The 18,267-nt window shown below is 63.6% G+C and carries 25 protein-coding genes; 24 read left to right on the top strand and 1 reads right to left on the bottom strand.

Annotated features, from left to right (window positions below; translation table 11 throughout):
- Nucleotides 1-51 precede the first annotated feature (51 nt).
- A complete protein-coding gene (locus ACVWY1_RS07225; protein ID WP_198754688.1) occupies nt 52-255 on the bottom strand; it encodes a hypothetical protein in 204 nt (67 codons plus the stop codon).
- A gap of 112 nt (nt 256-367) precedes the next feature.
- Here ACVWY1_RS07225 and ACVWY1_RS07230 point away from each other — a divergent pair, with 112 nt between their 5' ends.
- From ACVWY1_RS07230 to ACVWY1_RS07345, 24 genes are all read left to right on the top strand, one after another.
- Nucleotides 368-1,114, top strand: coding sequence for a LexA family transcriptional regulator (locus ACVWY1_RS07230; protein WP_046856822.1), 747 nt, complete (start codon nt 368-370; stop codon nt 1,112-1,114).
- Nucleotides 1,115-1,581: 467 nt separating this feature from the next.
- Nucleotides 1,582-2,235, top strand: a complete 654-nt coding sequence (locus tag ACVWY1_RS07235; RefSeq protein ID WP_277503078.1) for a hypothetical protein — start codon at nt 1,582-1,584, stop codon at nt 2,233-2,235.
- Nucleotides 2,236-2,574, top strand: coding sequence for a hypothetical protein (locus tag ACVWY1_RS07240; protein ID WP_102681629.1), 339 nt, complete (start codon nt 2,236-2,238; stop codon nt 2,572-2,574).
- 29 nt (nt 2,575-2,603) lie between these two features.
- Nucleotides 2,604-2,957 (top strand): phage holin family protein, encoded by a 354-nt coding sequence (locus ACVWY1_RS07245; protein WP_102681630.1) that lies wholly within the window; start codon nt 2,604-2,606, stop codon nt 2,955-2,957.
- A 13-nt stretch (nt 2,958-2,970) separates the two neighbouring features.
- Nucleotides 2,971-3,153: a hypothetical protein gene (locus ACVWY1_RS07250; protein WP_102681631.1), complete on the top strand. Its 183-nt coding sequence runs from the start codon at nt 2,971-2,973 to the stop codon at nt 3,151-3,153.
- Between the two features lie 84 nt (nt 3,154-3,237).
- Nucleotides 3,238-3,729, top strand: a complete 492-nt coding sequence (locus ACVWY1_RS07255) for a phage tail tube protein (RefSeq protein WP_102681632.1) — start codon at nt 3,238-3,240, stop codon at nt 3,727-3,729.
- Nucleotides 3,730-3,743: 14 nt separating this feature from the next.
- Nucleotides 3,744-4,094 (top strand): phage tail assembly chaperone family protein, TAC, encoded by a 351-nt coding sequence (locus tag ACVWY1_RS07260; RefSeq protein ID WP_457378028.1) that lies wholly within the window; start codon nt 3,744-3,746, stop codon nt 4,092-4,094.
- A 29-nt stretch (nt 4,095-4,123) separates the two neighbouring features.
- Nucleotides 4,124-4,378 (top strand): phage tail assembly protein T, encoded by a 255-nt coding sequence (locus ACVWY1_RS07265; protein ID WP_277503080.1) that lies wholly within the window; start codon nt 4,124-4,126, stop codon nt 4,376-4,378.
- A 66-nt stretch (nt 4,379-4,444) separates the two neighbouring features.
- Complete coding sequence (locus tag ACVWY1_RS07270) at nt 4,445-5,710, top strand: phage tail tape measure protein (protein ID WP_457378029.1); 1,266 nt, start codon at nt 4,445-4,447, stop codon at nt 5,708-5,710.
- Between the two features lie 15 nt (nt 5,711-5,725).
- A complete protein-coding gene (locus tag ACVWY1_RS07275) occupies nt 5,726-6,058 on the top strand; it encodes a phage tail protein (RefSeq protein ID WP_277503082.1) in 333 nt (110 codons plus the stop codon).
- Nucleotides 6,059-6,076: 18 nt separating this feature from the next.
- Nucleotides 6,077-6,829 carry a phage minor tail protein L gene (locus tag ACVWY1_RS07280; RefSeq protein ID WP_277503083.1) on the top strand — a complete coding sequence of 251 codons (753 nt, stop codon included), beginning with the start codon at nt 6,077-6,079 and terminating at the stop codon, nt 6,827-6,829.
- A 3-nt stretch (nt 6,830-6,832) separates the two neighbouring features.
- Nucleotides 6,833-7,597, top strand: coding sequence for a C40 family peptidase (locus tag ACVWY1_RS07285; protein ID WP_277503084.1), 765 nt, complete (start codon nt 6,833-6,835; stop codon nt 7,595-7,597).
- A 64-nt stretch (nt 7,598-7,661) separates the two neighbouring features.
- Nucleotides 7,662-8,279, top strand: coding sequence for a tail assembly protein (locus ACVWY1_RS07290; protein WP_277503085.1), 618 nt, complete (start codon nt 7,662-7,664; stop codon nt 8,277-8,279).
- Between the two features lie 22 nt (nt 8,280-8,301).
- A complete protein-coding gene (locus ACVWY1_RS07295; RefSeq protein ID WP_277503086.1) occupies nt 8,302-8,424 on the top strand; it encodes a hypothetical protein in 123 nt (40 codons plus the stop codon).
- Nucleotides 8,425-8,485: 61 nt separating this feature from the next.
- Nucleotides 8,486-12,313, top strand: a complete 3,828-nt coding sequence (locus tag ACVWY1_RS07300) for a phage tail protein (RefSeq protein ID WP_457378030.1) — start codon at nt 8,486-8,488, stop codon at nt 12,311-12,313.
- Nucleotides 12,310-12,603: a hypothetical protein gene (locus tag ACVWY1_RS07305; protein WP_277503087.1), complete on the top strand. Its 294-nt coding sequence runs from the start codon at nt 12,310-12,312 to the stop codon at nt 12,601-12,603. Before ACVWY1_RS07300 ends, ACVWY1_RS07305 begins: the two co-directional genes overlap by 4 nt.
- Entirely contained in the window at nt 12,600-13,334 is a 735-nt protein-coding gene (locus ACVWY1_RS07310) for a hypothetical protein (protein WP_277503088.1), read from the top strand. Before ACVWY1_RS07305 ends, ACVWY1_RS07310 begins: the two co-directional genes overlap by 4 nt.
- A gap of 129 nt (nt 13,335-13,463) precedes the next feature.
- A complete protein-coding gene (locus tag ACVWY1_RS07315; RefSeq protein ID WP_431196993.1) occupies nt 13,464-14,075 on the top strand; it encodes a hypothetical protein in 612 nt (203 codons plus the stop codon).
- Between the two features lie 2 nt (nt 14,076-14,077).
- Entirely contained in the window at nt 14,078-14,620 is a 543-nt protein-coding gene (locus ACVWY1_RS07320; RefSeq protein ID WP_277503089.1) for a tail fiber assembly protein, read from the top strand.
- A gap of 29 nt (nt 14,621-14,649) precedes the next feature.
- On the top strand, nt 14,650-15,147 hold the full coding sequence (locus ACVWY1_RS07325) for a hypothetical protein (RefSeq protein WP_277503090.1): 498 nt from the start codon (nt 14,650-14,652) through the stop codon (nt 15,145-15,147).
- A complete protein-coding gene (locus ACVWY1_RS07330) occupies nt 15,144-15,701 on the top strand; it encodes a phage baseplate assembly protein V (protein ID WP_277503091.1) in 558 nt (185 codons plus the stop codon). The genes ACVWY1_RS07325 and ACVWY1_RS07330 overlap by 4 nt, the downstream gene beginning before the upstream one ends.
- A 46-nt stretch (nt 15,702-15,747) precedes the next feature.
- Complete coding sequence (locus tag ACVWY1_RS07335; protein WP_277503092.1) at nt 15,748-16,959, top strand: phage tail fiber protein; 1,212 nt, start codon at nt 15,748-15,750, stop codon at nt 16,957-16,959.
- Nucleotides 16,960-17,062: 103 nt separating this feature from the next.
- Entirely contained in the window at nt 17,063-17,389 is a 327-nt protein-coding gene (locus ACVWY1_RS07340; RefSeq protein ID WP_277503093.1) for a GPW/gp25 family protein, read from the top strand.
- Complete coding sequence (locus tag ACVWY1_RS07345; protein WP_277503094.1) at nt 17,386-18,267, top strand: baseplate assembly protein; 882 nt, start codon at nt 17,386-17,388, stop codon at nt 18,265-18,267. Before ACVWY1_RS07340 ends, ACVWY1_RS07345 begins: the two co-directional genes overlap by 4 nt.

Raw genomic sequence — 18,267 nt, forward strand, 5'->3', positions numbered from 1 at the left:
GCGCAGGTTGGATGGGTGGGGCAAATCTGCGCGGGCTGTCAGGCGTTGGCCTCAGCCCGGGTGGCCAAAGAACTGGTTGAGGAGGATCAGTTCCATGATCACCACCAGTACGCAGAACATCACGAAGCCTCGGCTAAAGACCCGTCGTGGCCTTTCAAAGGACGGCCAGTCCTGTATGTTCAGGGCTCCCATCAACGCAATGATCAACCCGACAAACAGGTAGGTGGGCCAGCGGCGTCGCGGCGAAAGGTCCATGCCGTTTTCCGATCCATGGTGAGAAATCGCGACGATAGCGATGGCCCGTGGGAGGGGCAACCTTTGTTTTCTGCTTGCCTGGCCATTGCATTTGCGCTGCCACGGATGCATTATGCGTATTATGCAAAAACGCAACGTAGCCTCCGTACTCAGAGAACTGCTCGCCCGCCACGGCCTGTCCCCCACAGAGCTGCATCGGCGCACGGGTGTACCTCAATCCACCCTGTCGCGGATTCTCAGCGAGAAGATCGTCGATCCTTCGGACAAGCACGTCTCGAAGATCGCCGAGTACTTCGGCGTGAGCACCGACCAGTTGCGCGGCCGCGTCGAACTGGGCGAATCCCGTGACGCGGCCCCTCTCACTCAAGGCCATGCGGCCCTGAGCGACATCAGCCTGTGGGACGATGAAACACCCGTCGAGGACGACGAGGTGTCCGTGCCTTTTCTTCGTGAGGTCGAGTTGGCAGCAGGATCAGGAAGATTCGTCATCGAGGAAAGCGAGAATGCTCGCTTGCGTTTCGGCAAACGCAGCCTGCGCCACAATGGCGTGCAGTTCGACCACGCCAAGTGCGTGACGGTGCGTGGCAACAGCATGTTGCCGGTGCTGCGCGACGGCGCCACGGTCGGGGTCAACACCGGTAAATGCACCATCGGTGACATCATCGACGGCGACCTTTATGCCATCAACCACAACGGCCAGCTGCGGGTTAAACAGGTATACCGCCTGCCTACCGGCATTCGCCTGCGCAGCTTCAACCGCGACGAACACCCTGACGAAGACTACAGCTTCCAGCAGATGCAGGAAGAACAGATCAGCCTCCTCGGCCACGTCTTCTGGTGGGGCATGTACGCTCGTTGATACCGATCCTCGATAAAAACCCGCCTCGGCGGGTTTTTTTTCGTCCTCAGAAAAACCCTACACACCGCATCCGATAAGGCCTTCATGCATTTCGGCAAATGCCCGTGCATAAATATTTCTAGAAATGCATTGACTGCATATGCATGCATGCATAATCTGTGTCTCAAGCCGGTCAGCAACCGGTTGTTACACAGGCAGCGATGAACAGGCCTCGACTGTTCAGAGGGTTGGCAACTGGCCCGGGTGTGCAGCGTAAAGCACCACGATCAGTTATCCGGCGGGCAGGCGGCCGCGGTCGGAGTCACTAATTTGAAGCGGAGCCGTGCGGCGTCACCAGTCGTGGCCGGCGGTTCGACAACGCATTACTGAAAAGCCTGCGAAGCGGGTTTTTTGGAATGCCGAGGCAAATGCGCGGGTCAACACCCCGCCAGCTTCATTCCTACGGAATTCATCGCAACGGAGGTGAAATGGGTTTCGAAATCATCAACATGGGCACGGCGCCCACGGGCGTCGGCGGCGACACGGTGCGCACCGGCTTCGACAAGGTCAACCGTAACCTGGCGCTGATCAGGGATCGAGCGTTGCAGGCGAACTACTCACCACTGGTGGGCCAGCTATACCGTGAAGTGGGCGTGGCGGCGTCACACACCATCGTGTCCAGCTTCACGCTGCGGACAAAAATGCCTGCCGAGGATGGAATTGCTCCGCTGGTAAGGCTGCATGGCTGTGTGAACGGTTATACCTCGCCCATCACCATCGATATGAGCTGGTACTTCTATCTGGGCCAGGTCAATACCGCGGTGGCCTTGGTCAATACGTCGTCGCCGAACATAGGTTCCCTGGCATCTGGGGGCGGGCTGAAGATCACCGTCTACGCCGAGAACGGCAAGGCAAATCTGCACTTCAAGCTGCCTATGGGCATTTACCTGCCGCGCTTTGCCGTGAGTTGTACCAACCCTGGGGCATTGTCCGTGGACAACGGTCTGGAGGCGGGCTGGACCGTCGTCTTCGATGCCCCTGCGCCACCCAGCAACCTGGTGCAGGCACCGTTTAACGTCGTCACCACCCTCAACACAGCCAACTGCAAGGTTGGCAACGATGGCACGATCAAGGTGGCCTGAATGCGCGCAATCATCACGCTGCTCAATGATGGCAGCACCCACGATATCACCCCTGCCGACGCCCTCCTGGCTTCGACACTGGTTAGTGAAGGTGTCTTCCGGGTGACTGGCAGCCTCGGCCTGGTGCCTTTCCCCCCCGTCAGCGTTGGCTGGGGCTACTCGCTCAGCCAGATGGACAGCAAGGCTGACGTGGCGGTTGAACATGATGAAGTCTCCGGCGACCTGCTGGTGACCGTGACCCGCGACGGCCAGCCCTATCGGCTGGTCAGCACGTTGATGCTGCATGTCCTGGCCGAGGATCTTCCCGTCGTGCCGATCATCCAGTCGATGGAGGGTTGAGCGTGGCTTTATTTCAAGGAGACAGGACTTTGACAAGTGAACAACAGGCATTGCTCGACATGCCGCTCTGGCTGGTGATCGTCCTGGCATTGCTGGGCGGCCTGTCAGGCGAAATGTGGCGGGCCGACAAGGCCGGTGCTCGTGGCTGGGCATTGCTGCGCCGCCTGGCGCTGCGCTCCGGCGCCTGCATGGTCTGCGGCGTGTCGACGGTAATGCTTCTGTACGCCAGCGGCATGTCGATCTGGAGCGCCAGTGCCTTCGGCTGCCTCACCGCCATGGCTGGCGCAGACGTCGCCATTGGCCTTTACGAGCGCTGGGCGGCTCGCCGCCTGGGCATCGAACAACCGGTGTCAGGCGTAGACGCTGACGATCGCCGGCCGTGAGCAGGGAGTTTTCATGAACGAAACACAACTGGCGCAACTGCTCGCCGCACTAAACAACCAGGCAGCGGTGCAGACGGCCCTGGGGCAGTCGATCGAACGCCTGGCGCTCAGCAACGAGCAACTCGTGGCATATCTGAAAAGCCGTGAGCCTGATCCTGACGCCCCTCCTTACCTAGATGGCTCCAAGCCAGCCTGAATTCTTTCCGTACTTGCAGCTGCTGTACCCGCCCGTCCGGGATTCCCCGCGACGGCTTTCATCATGTTCAAGGAGAACACCCTTATGTCGATTCTTACCCAAGGCACCCAGATCTATGCACTGGTTCCGCCGGTTTCCGGTACTGGCCCGCTCAGCGTGCTGGAAGTCGAGCATGTGACCTCGTTCGAGCCGGGCGGTGCGCCGGCGGAGCAGATCGAGGACACCACCCTCGATGCCGCAGAGCGTACCTACCAGAAAGGCCTGCGCACCCCGGGTACCGCCACCCTCGGCTTGAACGCCGACCCGACCAATGCCAGCCACATTCGCCTGCACCAGCTGTCCGAGGCCAAGGGCAGTACCACCGTCAAGTGGGTAGTGGGTTGGTCCGATGGCAAGGACGTGGCGCCGACCGTCAACAGCAAAGGCGATGGCTTCGAGCTGCCGGCCACCCGCACCTGGTTCGCCTTCGAAGGCTACGTAGCCGACTTCCCGTTCAACTTTGCGCTCAATTCGGTGGTTACCACCTCGGTGAGCATCCAGCGCACCGGCGGCTCCACCTGGGCGAAAAAGGCCTGAGCCCGGAGGACTGAATGAACATCAATCAACTCAAGGCCCTGGGCGGCATCGTCGACAGCCAGCGGGTACGCAAGGAAGTGGTCTGGAACCGGCCTGATCCGCAGACCGGGGAAATGCTGGCCCAGACCCTGGTGGTGCATGTGCGCCGTCATTCGTTCGGGGTGATCGAGCGTCTGTTCGCTGAACAGGCGTCGTCCCATAGCCGCAACGCGCATTACCTGGCCGCGTCCATCAGCCTCGGCGAGGAGGGGGAGGAGCCGTTAGGCGTCGAAGACGCGTTCAACCTCGAACCCTCACTGGGCTTCGTGCTGCTCAACACCATCAACGAAGTCAATGGCACCGGTAATACCCCGGCAAAGAACTGACGGCCGCCGATGAGTTCTGGCATGAGCTGGTGCTCAATGGCATCGGCGGCCGCACGATCAGCGAAGCCAAGGAACGGCTGAGCTACGCAGAAGCCAGGGACTGGGCGCAGTACATTCAGCGCCATGGCTCGTTGCACGGCGGTCGCCGGCTGGAGGCCAGCATCGCCATGTTGGCGCTGCAGGCCAACCATCAAGCCGGCGGCACCGCCGAGTTGATCGATTTCATGCCTCACGAGCGGCGCCAAGGCGTCTCGCTCGAGAGTGCCATGCAGCAGTGGTGCTGATGATCGGCACCACCTTCTTCACGAAGCCCGCCACGGCGGGTTTCACCATGATCAGGGAGTAGGCCCATGGCAACCAACCTTGCCAGTTTCAGCCCGACGATCGACCTCTCCAGCCTCGAACGGGCACTGTCCAGGGCCTCGGCCCTCAGTGACCGCACCCTGCGCGAGATGCAGAAGAACGTCGAGGCTTTCAATACCAAGTACCTCAAGAGCGTAGGCGCGGTCGCCGATTCGAGCCTGGACATCTCGAGGAGAGCGCTGGATCGCTTCCAGTCCGCCTACGCGCCACCGAGCTGGGAGCAGGCCGTGCAGGATGCCCCCGAGCGGCCCTACAGCGAGGCGCTGCGCAAGCAGCACGCCAGCGTCGAGCTCGAGGTGGCGAAGATGAGCATGAGCAAGCGCCAGGGCGGGTTGGCCGACCAGCTGTTCAAGGTGGACGAAGGCTACTACGCCGAACGGGCTCAGTTCGAGCAGGCCAACCCGCTGGGCGCCGCAGGCCCCGATGGCGCGAATTACCAGCAGCAGTTGGAGGACATGCGCGCCCGGCATGCCGACATGACCAACCAGGTACTCAACGACTACGACATGATGAGTCAGGCGCGTGGCGACTGGATGGTCGGCGCCTCTGCGGCTTGGGAGGAGTATCTGGAGACCTCCGGCAACGTCGCGGCGCAATCGCAAGCGGTCTTTGCCAGCGTCTTCGATCGCATGGGCAATGCGGTGCAGACTTTTGCCACTACCGGCAAGCTGTCGTTCTCTGACTTCGCCAAGTCGGTGATCGCCGACATGGCCGCGCTGGCCGCCAAGACTGCAGCCTCCAAGGCTCTGAGCAGTCTGCTCGGGTTCGGCATGAACCTGGTCGGTTCGTGGTTCAGCGGTGGCGCCGCGCCAACCGCCACCAGCATGTCCGTGGGTGGCACCAGCACCACCTTCACCCCGCAACTCAACGCCTCAGGTCTGACCTATGGCGGCTCCGCCTTCGCCAAGGGGGGCGCCTTCACCAACAGCGTTGCCAGTACGCCGACCTTGGCGCCCATGGCGCTGTTCGGCGAAGCCGGGCCGGAAGCCATCATGCCGCTGACCCGTGGCGCCGATGGTGCATTGGGTGTGCGTGCGCTCGGTGCAGGGGGCGGTGCCGGCCATACCAGCGAAGTGGTGATTCAGCAGACCATCAACGTCCCGGCCGCCAGTGGCTCGAACTCCGGCGGTGAGGCGGGTGCCCAGCGCCTGGCCAGTGCCTACGCCGGAGCCGCCCGGCAGGGCGCCAGCGACCAGATTTCCCGCGAACTGATGCCCGGTGGGCAGATCTGGGCGGCGATCCACGGCCGCTGATCAAGGAGAGTATTCATGGAAACCTTTACCTGGAGCCCCAGGATCGAACCGGTGGGCAGCGTTGAATACCGTGTACGCACGGTGCAGTTCGGCGATGGCTATCAGCAGGCGGTGGGCGACGGTATCAACAACCGTAGCCAATCCTGGCCACTGATATTCACCGGTGATGAAGCAAAGATCCGTGCCATCGCGGCCTTTCTCGACCGTCACGCGGGCAGCCGCGCCTTTCGCTGGACAGCCCCGCTGGGCGACCCCGCGCTCTACCGCTGCAAGGGTTATCAGCCGACCGCCAAGGGTGGTGGTCTCTATAGCCTCAGCGCGACGTTCGAGCAGGCATTCCATCCATGAGCCGGGAGGGCTTGAGCCTTGGCTTTGATCACTGATATCCAGACACTCGAACCCGGCGCGCAGGTTGTCCTGTTCGAGATCGATGGTAGCGAATTCGATGCCGACACGCTGCGTTTCCACGGCCATGCCATTGCCCATGAGCCCGGCGAGCTGCTTGCCGTGGGCGATGATGTCGCCCAGTTGCCGGCCCGGTCGATCTGGTGGCAGGGGCTGGAGTACAAGGCCTGGCCAGTACAGATCGATGGCATCGGCGCCAACAGCAATGGCCGGGCAACCCGGCCAACGTTCACTGCTGGCAACGTCGATGGTCGTGTCACCGCCCTTTGCCTGGCGTTCGAAGACCTGCTCAAGTTCAAGCTGACCGTGCGCCAGACCCTTGGCCAGTACCTGGACCCTCGCAACTTCGTTGCCGGCAACCCCCTGGCCGACCCGACCCAGGAGGCGCTGGAGATCTGGTTTCTCGACCAGAAGACCCAGGAGGACGATGAGCAGGTGCAGTGGCAGCTCTCGTCACCCGGTGAGATCGACAGCCATGGCCTGCCCGGACGGCAGATGACCGCCTACTGCCATTGGGCGATGACCAACGGCTATCGGGGCCCTAACTGTGGTTACACCGGCAGTCGTCTGTTCGATGACGAGGATCGGCCAGTGGATGACCCGGCGAAGGATCGCTGCAAGGGGGGGCTGAGTTCGTGCACGTTACGCTTTGGCGAGGCGGCGGAGCTACCCCATGGCGGCTTCCCAGCCGTCTCGCTGATCGCCCGGAACTGAGCCATGGACGCCCAGTTGCTTGAAGCGTTGCGCGAGCATGCGGCAGCCGACTACCCCCGTGAAGCCTGCGGCCTGGTGGTTGAGCGCGCGGGGCAGCAGCAGTACCACCGCTGTCGCAATACCGCGGCCGAGCCCAGCGAAGAGTTCCGCATCGACCCGCGCGATTATGCGGCGGCGGAAGACCTGGGTGAGGTGGTCGCGGTGGTGCACTCGCACCCCGATGCCAGCAGTCGGCCATCCAGTCGGGACCTGGCCATGTGTGAGGCCACTGGTGTGCCCTGGCACATCCTGTCCTGGCCGGAGGGCGATCTACGGACGCTGTTGCCACAGGGCGGCACCCCCTTGCTGGGGCGGCCCTTTGTCCATGGCTTGTGGGATTGCTGGCAAGTCTGCGCCGATTGGTATCGGCGCGAATGGGGGCTGACGTTCCCAGCCTACGAGAGGGAAGACGGCTGGTGGGAGCAGGCCGATGGCCCGAGCCTTTACGAGCAAGCCTACGAAGTGGCCGGGTTCGTCCGGGTTCAGGCACCTCAGCGTGGCGACCTGATCGTCATGGCCATCGGCCGAACGGCACACCCCAATCATGCTGGCATCTACCTGGGCAGCGACCCGCGGTTGCCGGACGAGCCGTGGTCGCCCTGTGGTGCCGGACCGTTCCTGCTGCACCATCTTTATGGTCGCCCCTCGGAGGTCATCGTTTTCGGTGGCCCCTGGCTCGAACGTACCCGCCTGGTGCTGCGCCATCGCGATGCCGCTGCGGCGGACTGAGCGTACGCAGCCGTTTCTCATCTTCGCGGCCCAGAGGCCGCCGCTTCGTGCAGAAGGAGTTGCAATGTCAGCTGCAGCCATTATTCACCCACCGCTGACCACTGTCCGGCTCAGCGGCCAATTGCGCCAGTTCGGCAAGACGTTCGAACTGGCAGTGCGCACCCCGCGCGAGGCGATCAAGGCGCTGTGCGTCCAGTTGCCGGGGTTCGAGCGTTTTCTCGCCAATGCAGGTTCCCGTGGCCTGGCGTTCGCCGTCTACAGCGACAAGCGCAATGTCGGCGCGAGTGAGCTGGATTTCCAGGCCCGGGAAGAGGTGCGGATTGTGCCGGTGGTGGCCGGCAGCAAGCGCGCCGGGGGCCTGCAGACCATCCTTGGCGTGGTCATGATCGCGGTGGCCTCGATTGCTACCGGTGGCGTAGGGGCGGCCTTTGCCGCCCCGGGTGCCTGGGGAGCGGTCGCCGCGATGGGAGCATCCATGGCCCTGGGCGGTGTGATGCAGTTACTCAGCCCGCAGGCCAAGGGCCTGAGCATGAGTGCCGGGCCCGAGAATACCCCCGGCTATGCCTTTGGCAGTGCCCGCAACACCACGGCATCGGGTAACCCGGTGGCCCTGTGCATCGGGCGCCGGCGGTGGGGCGGGGCGATCATCAGCGCCGCCATCTACGCCGAGGATCGACTATGAGCGCGTATGCTCAGGAAGTTTCATGCTCATGCAGCAAGTAAACCTGGGCACCCCGTCCGGTGCGGTCGATGGCGACAGCGTACGCACCAAGGATATCGCCCTGAGGCGTGCGCAAGCGCGTGAACAGATGGAGGCCCTGGCCTGATCGCCAGCCGCCTTGCCTACCCACCGCCCCAGAGGCGGTTTTTTTACGCCTGGAGGAACACATGGGCGAAACCAGAAAACCTGTGATCGCCGGTCGCAAAGGTGGTCAGAAACAGCCGAAGGCGCCGGTGGAGGCGCCAGACAGCCTGCGTTCCGTGGCAGTCGCCAAGATGCTCATCGCCGTGGGGGAAGGGGAGTTCGCTGGAACGCCCGGTGCCCAGGATATCTTCCTGGACGGCACACCGCTCATGGATGCCAACGGCAACTACAACTTCCCGGGTGTCAAATGGGAGTGGCGCCCAGGTTCGCTCGAACAGGCCCATATTCCGGGCATTCCTTCGGTGGACAACGAAATTACCCAGGGTATCGAGCTACGTAGCGACAAGCCCTGGGTGCGTGCCATCGATGACCCTCGGTTGTCGGCAGTGCGCCTGCGCTTTGCGTGGCCGGCGTTGCAGGCCATCGACGGCGGCGGCAACGTCAATGGCTATCGCATCGAATACGCAGTGGATGTGGCCACCGATGGCGCGGCTTACCAGGAGGTACTCAAGGACGCCGTGCACGGCAAGAGCACCAGCACCTACGAGCGTACCCGGCGCATTGACCTGCCCAGGGCAGAACGTGGCTGGAGCTTGCGGGTACGCCGCCTGACGGTGAACCAGAACTCCAACAAGGTCGCCGACACCATGCAGATCGCCGGCCTTACCGAGGTGATCGATGCCAAGCTGCGTTACCCCAACACCGCGTTGCTGTACATCGAGTTTTCCGCCGAACAGTTCCGCAACATTCCAGCCGTAACGGTCGAATGCAAGGGGCGCAAGTGGCCGGTGCCGAGCAACTACGACCCTGAGACACGCACGTATCAAGGCGTGTGGGACGGCACCTTCAAGCAAGCCTGGTCCGACAACCCGGCCTGGGTAACCTATGGCATTACCACCAACGACCGTTTCGGCCTGGGCCGGCGGATCAAGCCGTGGATGGTGGACAAGTGGGAGCTGTACCGCATTGCGCAGTACTGCGATCAGTTGGTGCCCGACGGCAAGGGAGGGCAGGAACCCCGCTTCACCTGCAACCTCAACCTGCAGGGCAAGGCCGATGCCTGGTCGCTGCTGCGCGACATCGCTGGCATCTATCGTGGCATGACCTACTGGGCCCAGGGCCAGCTCTATAGCCTGGCCGATATGCCACGCGCCGCCGACTTCGACTTTGCCTATACCCGCGCCAACGTTGTCGATGGCAAGTTCGCCTATTCCAGTGGCTCCGAACGCAGCCGCTACAGCCGGGCGCTCGTCAGCTACGACAATCCGCTGAACAACTACGACACCGACGTGACCGTGGTGGCCGACGACAAGCTGCTGCGCCGTTATGGCGACAACCCGCTGGAGCTCAGTGCCATCGGCTGTACCCGTGAGTCCGAGGCGCAGCGGCGTGGCAAGTGGGCGCTGCTGACAAACTCGCGCGACCGAGGCATCAGCTTCCGGGTCGGCCTGGACGGGCGCATCCCGTTGCCTGGCTACGTGATCCCGGTGGCCGACGAACTGCTTGCCGGGCGCGCGGTGGGCGGTCGTATCAGCCGGGTCAGCGGTCTGCAGGTCACCCTTGACCGCGATACCCAGGCCAAGGCTGGCGATCGGTTGATACTCAACCTGCCCGACGGCTCATGCGAGGCACGCACCGTAGCCGCGGTAGACGGGCGCCGGCTGACGGTGACCACCGCGTACTCCAGCAAACCGCAGGCCGAACTGGTCTGGGCCCTGGACGCGCAGGAGCTTGCCATCCCGTTGTACCGCGTCACCAGCGTTTCGTGCCCCGAGCCCGGTATCTACGAAATCAATGCGGTGCAGTACGACCCCAGCAAGTTCGCTCATATCGATACCGGCGCACGCCTCGAAGAGCGGCCGATCAGCGTGACGCCGATCAACCTCGTGCCAGCGCCGACGAGCGTTACGCTCAGCAGCAGGCATGTGGTCAGCCAGGGCCTGGCGGTCAGCACGCTGACCATCGCCTGGCCTGCGGTTTCTGGTGCGGTGGCGTACGGCGTGGAGTGGCGCAAGGACGATGGCAACTGGATCAGCCTGCCGCGTACCGGGGCTACCAACCTGGAGGTAAACGGTATTTACGCCGGTGCCTATCTGGCCCGGGTGCGTTCGATCAGCGCCAGTGAGATCAGCTCGATCTGGCGGGTTTCCTCGCTTACCCCGCTCACCGGCAAGGTCGGTGCCCCACCGGCGGTGGCGCAGTTGCTGGCCACCAGCAAGGTGTTCGGTATCGGCCTTTCCTGGCGCTTCCCGGAGGGCGCCGAAGACACTCAACGTACCGAGATCTGGTATTCGAGCACTCCCTCACGGGAACAGGCGAAAAAACTGGGCGATTTTGCCTACCCCCAAGCGACTCATGCGATCGAAGGGCTGAGCGCTGGCGTCAGCTTCTTCTACTGGGCGCGCCTGGTGGATCGTAGCGGTAACGTGGGTGCCTGGTTCCCCGCTGCCGAGGGGGTTCATGGCCAGTCGAGCACCGATCAGAGTGAGTACGCCGCCTATTTTGCCGGCCAGATCAGCGAGTCGGCGTTGGGCAAACACCTGGCCGAGCGTATCGACCTGGTCGATGGTACGGGCGCCGGCTCGGTGGGCCAGCGCATTCAAGCGCTGGACACGCAACTGCGCCAGCGCATAGATGCACTGGGCAGTTTTGTCGACGCCCTGGAGTACGCACCGGCCAGAACCTACGCCCTGGGCGACATGGTGCGCCAGCAGCAGCGCTTGTACCAGGCGCTCAAACCGGTGCCTGCCAACACCCCGCCACCTGCGCCGGACTACTGGCTTGACGTGGGTATGGTGGTGCGTGACGCCAATGGCGTGGCGGCGCGCATCAGCAAGGCTGAAACCCGCCTGGGCGAGGTTGAGGGCGTGAACACGGCCCAGTCCACACGCTTGGACGGCGTACAGTCGGCGCTGAACAAGAAGGCTGAGGCCAGTGCCTTGAGCAGCCTTGAAGGCAAAGTCAGCGAAGCCAGTGGCAGGATCGACAGCCAAGGCAGCGCCCTGACCAGCCTGACCAACCGCATGATCGCTGCCGAGGGTGTGAACACTGGCCAGGCCACTGCAATCAATGCTTTGGATACCAGGGTTACTCAGCAGGGAGCCACACTGACCTCTCAAGGCAGCAGCCTGACCCAGCTCACTTCGCGCATCACGGCGGCCGAGGGGGTCAACGCCGGGCAGGCCACGGCCATCAGCTCGCTGGATACCGCCGTCAAGCAAGTCGATGGCAAGGTGAACGCCCAAGCCACACGTGTCGATGGCATCTATGCCCAGGTCAACCCGCCGATGGCCGGTGCCGCCGGTGACCTGGCCGGTTCCACCCAGACCCTGGTCGGGGTCTGGTCGGAGCAGTCGGCACGGATCGAGGACGGCCTGGCCATGGCCAAGCGTGTCGATAGAGTGGAGGTGCAACAGGGGCAGAACGCCGCCTCTGTCCAGCAGGTTAGCCAGGCCCAGGCAAGCACCGACGGCAAGCTGTCGGCGATGTGGTCGGTGAAGATGCAGCTCAACGCCCAAGGGCAGTACGTTGCGGCAGGTATCGGGCTGGGGATCGAGAATACCTCGGCCGGGCTGCAGAGCCAGTTTCTCGTCAATGCCAACCGATTCTCGGTGGTCAATGACGTCAATGGCACCTTGTCAGCGCCGTTTACCGTGCAAAACGGCCAGGTGTTCATGGACTCGGCCTTGATCAAGGACGGCACCATCAGCAGTGCCAAGATCGGCAACTCGATCCAGTCCACCGCGATAAGCAGCAATGGCTTGCCCATCTGGTTACTCGACAAGGCTGGAACCTTCACCATCCGAGACAACAACGGTGTGGTTCGGGTGCAAATGGGAGTACTGGCATGACCACATACGGCATGAGGACGTTCAAGGAAGATGGTAGTGTCGCGGTTGAGGTTTCCGACTGGATGCTGCGGGTGGTGCATACCCAGCATCTGGGGGCTGGCACCTCGGGCACCTTGGCGCTGCCCGCGTTCAATGACAGCAATGCCACGGCCTACGTGATGACGCATGTCTCCAACAAGCGGCCGCCTTGGGCAGTGATGGGCAATGGCCTTGTCAGCTGGGGCGTGGAGAGTTGGTGGCCGGCAGGTGACCAATGCGCCGGTACCCTGTTCGTGGTGGCCAAGCGATGAGCGATTACGGGCTGCGGGTACGCAATCAGGGTGGGGATGTCGTCATCGACTCCCAGTACCGCAACATGGCATTGCTGCTGGAGCAGCAACTGGATGTGCGCACGGAGGTCGGTTACTACACGATCAACTTTGCGCCTGTTACCACAGATGCGCCCCCCGTGCTTGCGTTACGGCGCTGGAGCGATCCTGCGCTGTTCTTCTCGACCGTGGACTACCTCGGTGGCCCGGGCTACTGGACAGGTGTGCGCCTGACATTCAGTGGCCTGGATCGGCATGCCGCGGCCAAAGTGTGGGTGCGGTTGTATGCCTACGACCTGCCGCCAATGCCTGGCTACGGGATGAAGATCAGCAATGCAGCTGGCCAGTTGGTGTTCGATTCGGCGCGCCTGCCGCTGACCTTCATTGGCGAACTGGGCGGGCGCCCGCAGGACTGGACCTGGACCTCGGGCCGACCGCTGGCCAATGCCGGGCGCATGGACTTGTATCGGCCCGCTGTGTGGAATCATCTTGGCGATGTGTACATCGCCGTCGGGCTGGCGCTCGATCTGGAACTGGGCGTGGTGCGTGTCAATGGCAACCCCTTTCGGGCGTTGGTGGCGATCCTGTGGGGGTTCTCTGGCGATGGGGCGCCAATCCTCTGGCAATACGCTAGCGCCAATGTCCCCAATGCCCCGGCCATCCCGGCGGCGGTGTACTACAGCATGCCAGCGTTACCGATCATTCGCGTCTGATGCCCGCGTGCGGGCGCAGCGTGGCCTCTGATCAGGCTGTGAATGCCCCGCTAAGAGCCCCCAATCATCTATCTTGGCGCGCCCCCCGATTCGCGGAGGCCGCCGCACGACCGTGTGTGGAGCGTTTACATGACCAAGCAAACCATCAACCTGGGTACCTCCCCCAATGGCGCGGGGGGAGATACTCAGCGTTCAGCCTGGGTCAAGGCCGCAGGCAATTTCGACGAGCTCTACCAGGCGGATGCCAACCTGCAGACAGGCAAGGCGGCAGCGGGCAACAACGCTGATATCACGGCATTGAGCGGCCTTGTCACACCCCTGACCCTCGCCCAGGGCGGCACAGGCGGCAAGAGCGCCGTCGAGGCCCGCACGGCCTTGGGCCTGGGTGCGGCTGCGACCCGCAACGTCGGGCAGGCGGCAGGTAACGTGCTGGAGGTCGGGGCGTTCGGGGTGGGCGGCAAGTCGTCCCCTTACAGCGATTCGATCAACCGCATGGAGGGTGGCTTCTCCCTCATCACACCCAACACCCAGTATGTCGGAGCCACCGGCATCAGTTACGGATCGGTACTGACGGTGCCCTACAGCGAAGGTGAGTTCCGGGGCGGGCAACTGTTTTTCGGACAAGCGCCGGAGGCCCGCCTGGTGTTGCGTTCGGGTAGCTTCGCCACGGCAACGTTCAACGTCATCTACCACACCGGCAACACTACCCGTGCCGCCGACGGCACCCTCAAGGCGATCTGACCATGACCCGAGCCGCAATCAACCTCAACGGCCCGACGGGCGAGGTCATCGACGTGACCTCCCTGGGGCGCAACACGATCAGCAGCCACAAGGCGGGCATCGGTGAGTACCGGGTACAAGGCACCCTCGGCATGGCGCCGCCACCAGAGGGTTGGGGCTACGTCATCAACCCGCTGGATGCCGGTGTCGAGGTGCGCATCCAGCATGTCGCGCCGACCTTGGAAATCAGCGTCAGCCGCGACGGTGTGGCCAGCGACCTGCAGCACAGCCTGACCTTGCACGTGGCCGTCGAGGCCTTGCCGATCGAACCGCTGCCCGAGCCTGTACCCGACCTGCTGGCCAGTGTTCTGCGCGGCATTGCCCGTTGCCGGGCCCAAGCCGACCAGGCCATTGCCCCCCTGCAGGATGCCGTCGATCTCGACGAGGCCAGTGAGCTGGAGCAACAGCATCTGCGTGCCTGGAAGCGCTACCGCGTGGCGCTTAACCGCCTGCCGGATCAGGACGGCTTTCCCGACAACCTGCAGTGGCCCGCTGCCCCACAATGATCGCTGCCCGTTTGCAGGAGGAATCGCCTATGAGTGAACTGTCCGCACTTGGTGCCGCACTGACCGCCAGGGTGCGCGAAGCGCTGCCGATGCTGGCCTCGGTCGACAGCCATGACAACACCCACGCCACCACAGCTCTTCCGGCCTTGCGCCACGGCATCGTGCGCATGACCGCCGACGCTGCACCACGCGATGGTCGCTCGGTGCTGGTCGCCACCTTCGAAGCCGATATCACGCCCGACACTTCGCACCCCCAAGCGCGCCTGCAGGGCAGTGAGCTGGCCGCGCAACTGATGGACCTGCTGCGCCAGCAACTGTGGGGCCTGGACTTCGTAGAGGCCTCCCGCAACGTACAGGCGCAGTACGAAGGGAGCGGGTGGAAGGTGTGTTGGGAGCAGCCGATCCTGTTCGGCGAGCCGCAGTGGGCCTGGCCAGACCAGCCCCCTGGCAGCCTGATGCTGGGTTTTGCCCCGGATACAGGCCGGGGCTTTGAGGACCACTATCTGGCACCGGAGGACCTGGCATGAGCTACGCCAGCGCAATGCACGACCGCATGCTGGCCAGCCTGGTGATTCCCTGTGCCGTAGTGGCGGTCGACCTGGCTGCGGCCCGGGTACGGGTGTCCGACGGCGACTGGACCAGCGCCTGGGTGCGCTGGCACAGCCAGGCGGCCGGCAAGGCTCGCCACTGGCGGGCACCGAGCCTGGGCGAGCAGGGCGTGTTGATCAGCCCCAGCGGGGAGCCGGCCCAAGGCACCTTCGTGGCGGGTCTCTACGGCAATGCCGGCGCCGTGCCGGACAACCGCGACCATGTGGAGATCTGGCGTTTCGACGACGGCGGCTCGCTGAGCTACGACTGGCAGGCCAGGCGCTATGACATCCAGCTGCCCAGCGGCAACGCGACCATCAAGGTCGGCGCCAGCACATTGGTGGTCAATGACGGCGCCATTACGCTCGATTCCGACGCCATCAGCCTGACCGGCAAGGTCACGGTCAATGGGCAATTGCTGGTGAGCGGCGACATCAATGGTGGCGGGCGGATCATCGATACCGCCGGCAATACCGCTAATCACAAGCACTGAATCCTGGCGCATCCATTGCAGCCAGATTCGAACTTGGAGGGCCGAGATGGCCAAGCAGACAATCAACCTGGGCAGCGCACCCAGTGGCGCCGGTGGGGATACCCAGCGCAGCGCTTTCATACGGACGCAGGCGAATTTCGACGAACTCTATGCCGCGCTGGGCGGCGACAACCTCCCCGCGGCATTGCCAATCGTCCGTGGTGGAACTGGAGCGCAAAGTGTGGAGGGCGCTCGCGCAGCGCTCGGCTTGGGCACCGGCGCCACCGCGAACACAGGGGATCAGCCTGGCCAGTTGATGGTCGTTGCGCCTGGTGGCTGGCTCTGCCCGTCGATCAATGAGCCAGGTGATCTACAAAACGCACGCCCCACCGGTCTGTATGGCAGTTATCTCGGCAAGAATGCGCCTTATCTAACCGTGCAGGTGTTGTCGACTCGATGGGGACCAGATGTCCGTTGGCAGTCCCAGCTTGCGTTGGGTATTTCGGAAAATCGGGCGTTCTTCCGTTCGGTCATACCAGACCAGGGAGGTACTGCCTGGGCGGAGCTCTACCACACAGGCAATACCACGCGCGGTTCGGGGGGCGTGCTCTCGACAGCATCACCGATTGTGCGCATCACCGATGTCGAGCGCAGTACCCGTATCGACCTGCGGGAGCATACGTTCGAACCTGCCGGTCGCTGGGGCGCCGCCAACGACGAGGCGCGTGGCGTCACAGCCGAACGCCTCGACACCGGTGTTTATCAAGTTCGAGGTAGCCTGGGCCTGGCCCTCGAGGGCTGGCGCATCCAGGACCCTTGCTCGCCGGATGGCGGAAGAGCCCTGGGCCTGACCGAGAGCGAGCAGCACGAGGATGGCACGGTACTGGTCCGCTTGTTCAGGCAGCGCTGGACCCTGGACGATCAGGGTGAGATGCATCTGGGCAAAGGCGAGGCGATTGACGTACCGCTGGACAGCTGGATCGACGTGCGCCTGGTCATGCCGGCCAAGGCCGAACTCAAGGTTCAGCCACCACCCGGGGAGTCCGAGCATAAGCAGGCGTTCCCGAACCGGCAGGATGCCGTGGACCTGTTGACGCACTTGCGCAGCCTGGCCGACCAGACGATTACGCCCCTGCAGGACGCCCTTGATCTTGGAGTCGCCAGTGATGCCGAACTCGATGCTCTGCGAGCCTGGAAGACCTACCGCCTGGGGCTGACTCGGCTGCCCGACCAGGCTGGCTTCCCCAATGAACTCGACTGGCCGATACCTCCCGCCTGACCCGCGGAATCACAAAACACAGCCCGCCCGTGCGGGCTTTTTCATATCAGGAGAACGCCATGCATATACATGAGCAGGATACGCCTGAGTCGGGAGGTGCCCCATGATCGGCATGGACCGCCGCACCGGATTGCCCCTGTCGGGCGTGGCCCACCTGCGTCAATCCATCGAAGACATCCTCACCACCCCACTGGGCAGCCGACGCATGCGCCCGGAGTATGGCAGCCAGCTGCGCCGCTACGTCGACCTGCCGGTCAACGAAGGCTGGAAGAGCGCGGTGCAGGCCGAGGTAGCCCGCGCCCTGGGGCGCTGGGAACCGCGTCTGCAACTGGAGCGGGTCAAGGTGGTGGCCGTGCTCGACGGCCAGGTCAGCCTGGCCCTGAGCGGCCGTTATCTGGGCGATGACGCCCTGGTGGAGGTGACTGTATGAGCCAGGTCGACCTGTCGAAATTGCCCGTCCCTCAACTGCTCGAAGATCTCGACTTCGAGGCGCTGTATCTGGAGGACCTTGCCAGCTTTCGCGCCCATATGGGCAATCGCTGGACCGCCAAACTCGAAAGCGATCCGGTGATCAAGCTGCTGGAGGTTGGCGCTTACCGCAAGCTGCTCAACCGGGCGCGGGTCAACGACGCGGCCAAGGCTTTGCTGTTGGCTTACGCCAAGGAAGGCGACCTCGACCAACTGGCGGCCAATGTCAGCCTGCAACGCCTGGTTATCCGGGCCGCGAACCCGAACACGATCCCGCCGACCGAGCTCCTCCTCGAGTCCGACGACGCGCTACGCGAAAGGGTGCAACTGGTATACGAGGGGCTAACCACGGCCGGCCCGCGCAACAGTTACATCCTCCATGCCCGCAACGCCTCGGGACGGGTCGCTGACGCCACCGCCGAAAGCCCGTCGCCTGCGGTGGTAGACGTCACGGTATTGAGTCTGGACGGTAATGGTATGGCCGGCCCGCCACTGCTGGCGCAAGTCGCCAACTACCTCAACGACGACGATATCCGCCCGGTTGCCGACCGGGTCAACGTGCGCAGCGCCGAGATCTTGCCCTATCGCGTCGAGGCGGTGCTGCACATGGCTGACAGTGGCCCGGAGTACGAAACGATACTCGACGAATGCCGACGGCGCCTGGAGGTGTGGGTCAACCCACGGCGACGATTGGGCGTCGAGGTAGCCCGCTCCGGTGTCGACGCACAGTTGCACATCGAGGGCGTGAGCCGGGTCGAACTGGTGAACTGGACCGATATTCGCCCCACCAAGGCACAAGCAGCCTGGTGCACCGGCATCGACCTCAAGCGCGGTGGCTGA

It is taken from the genome of Pseudomonas sp. TE6288, assembly GCF_054062095.1.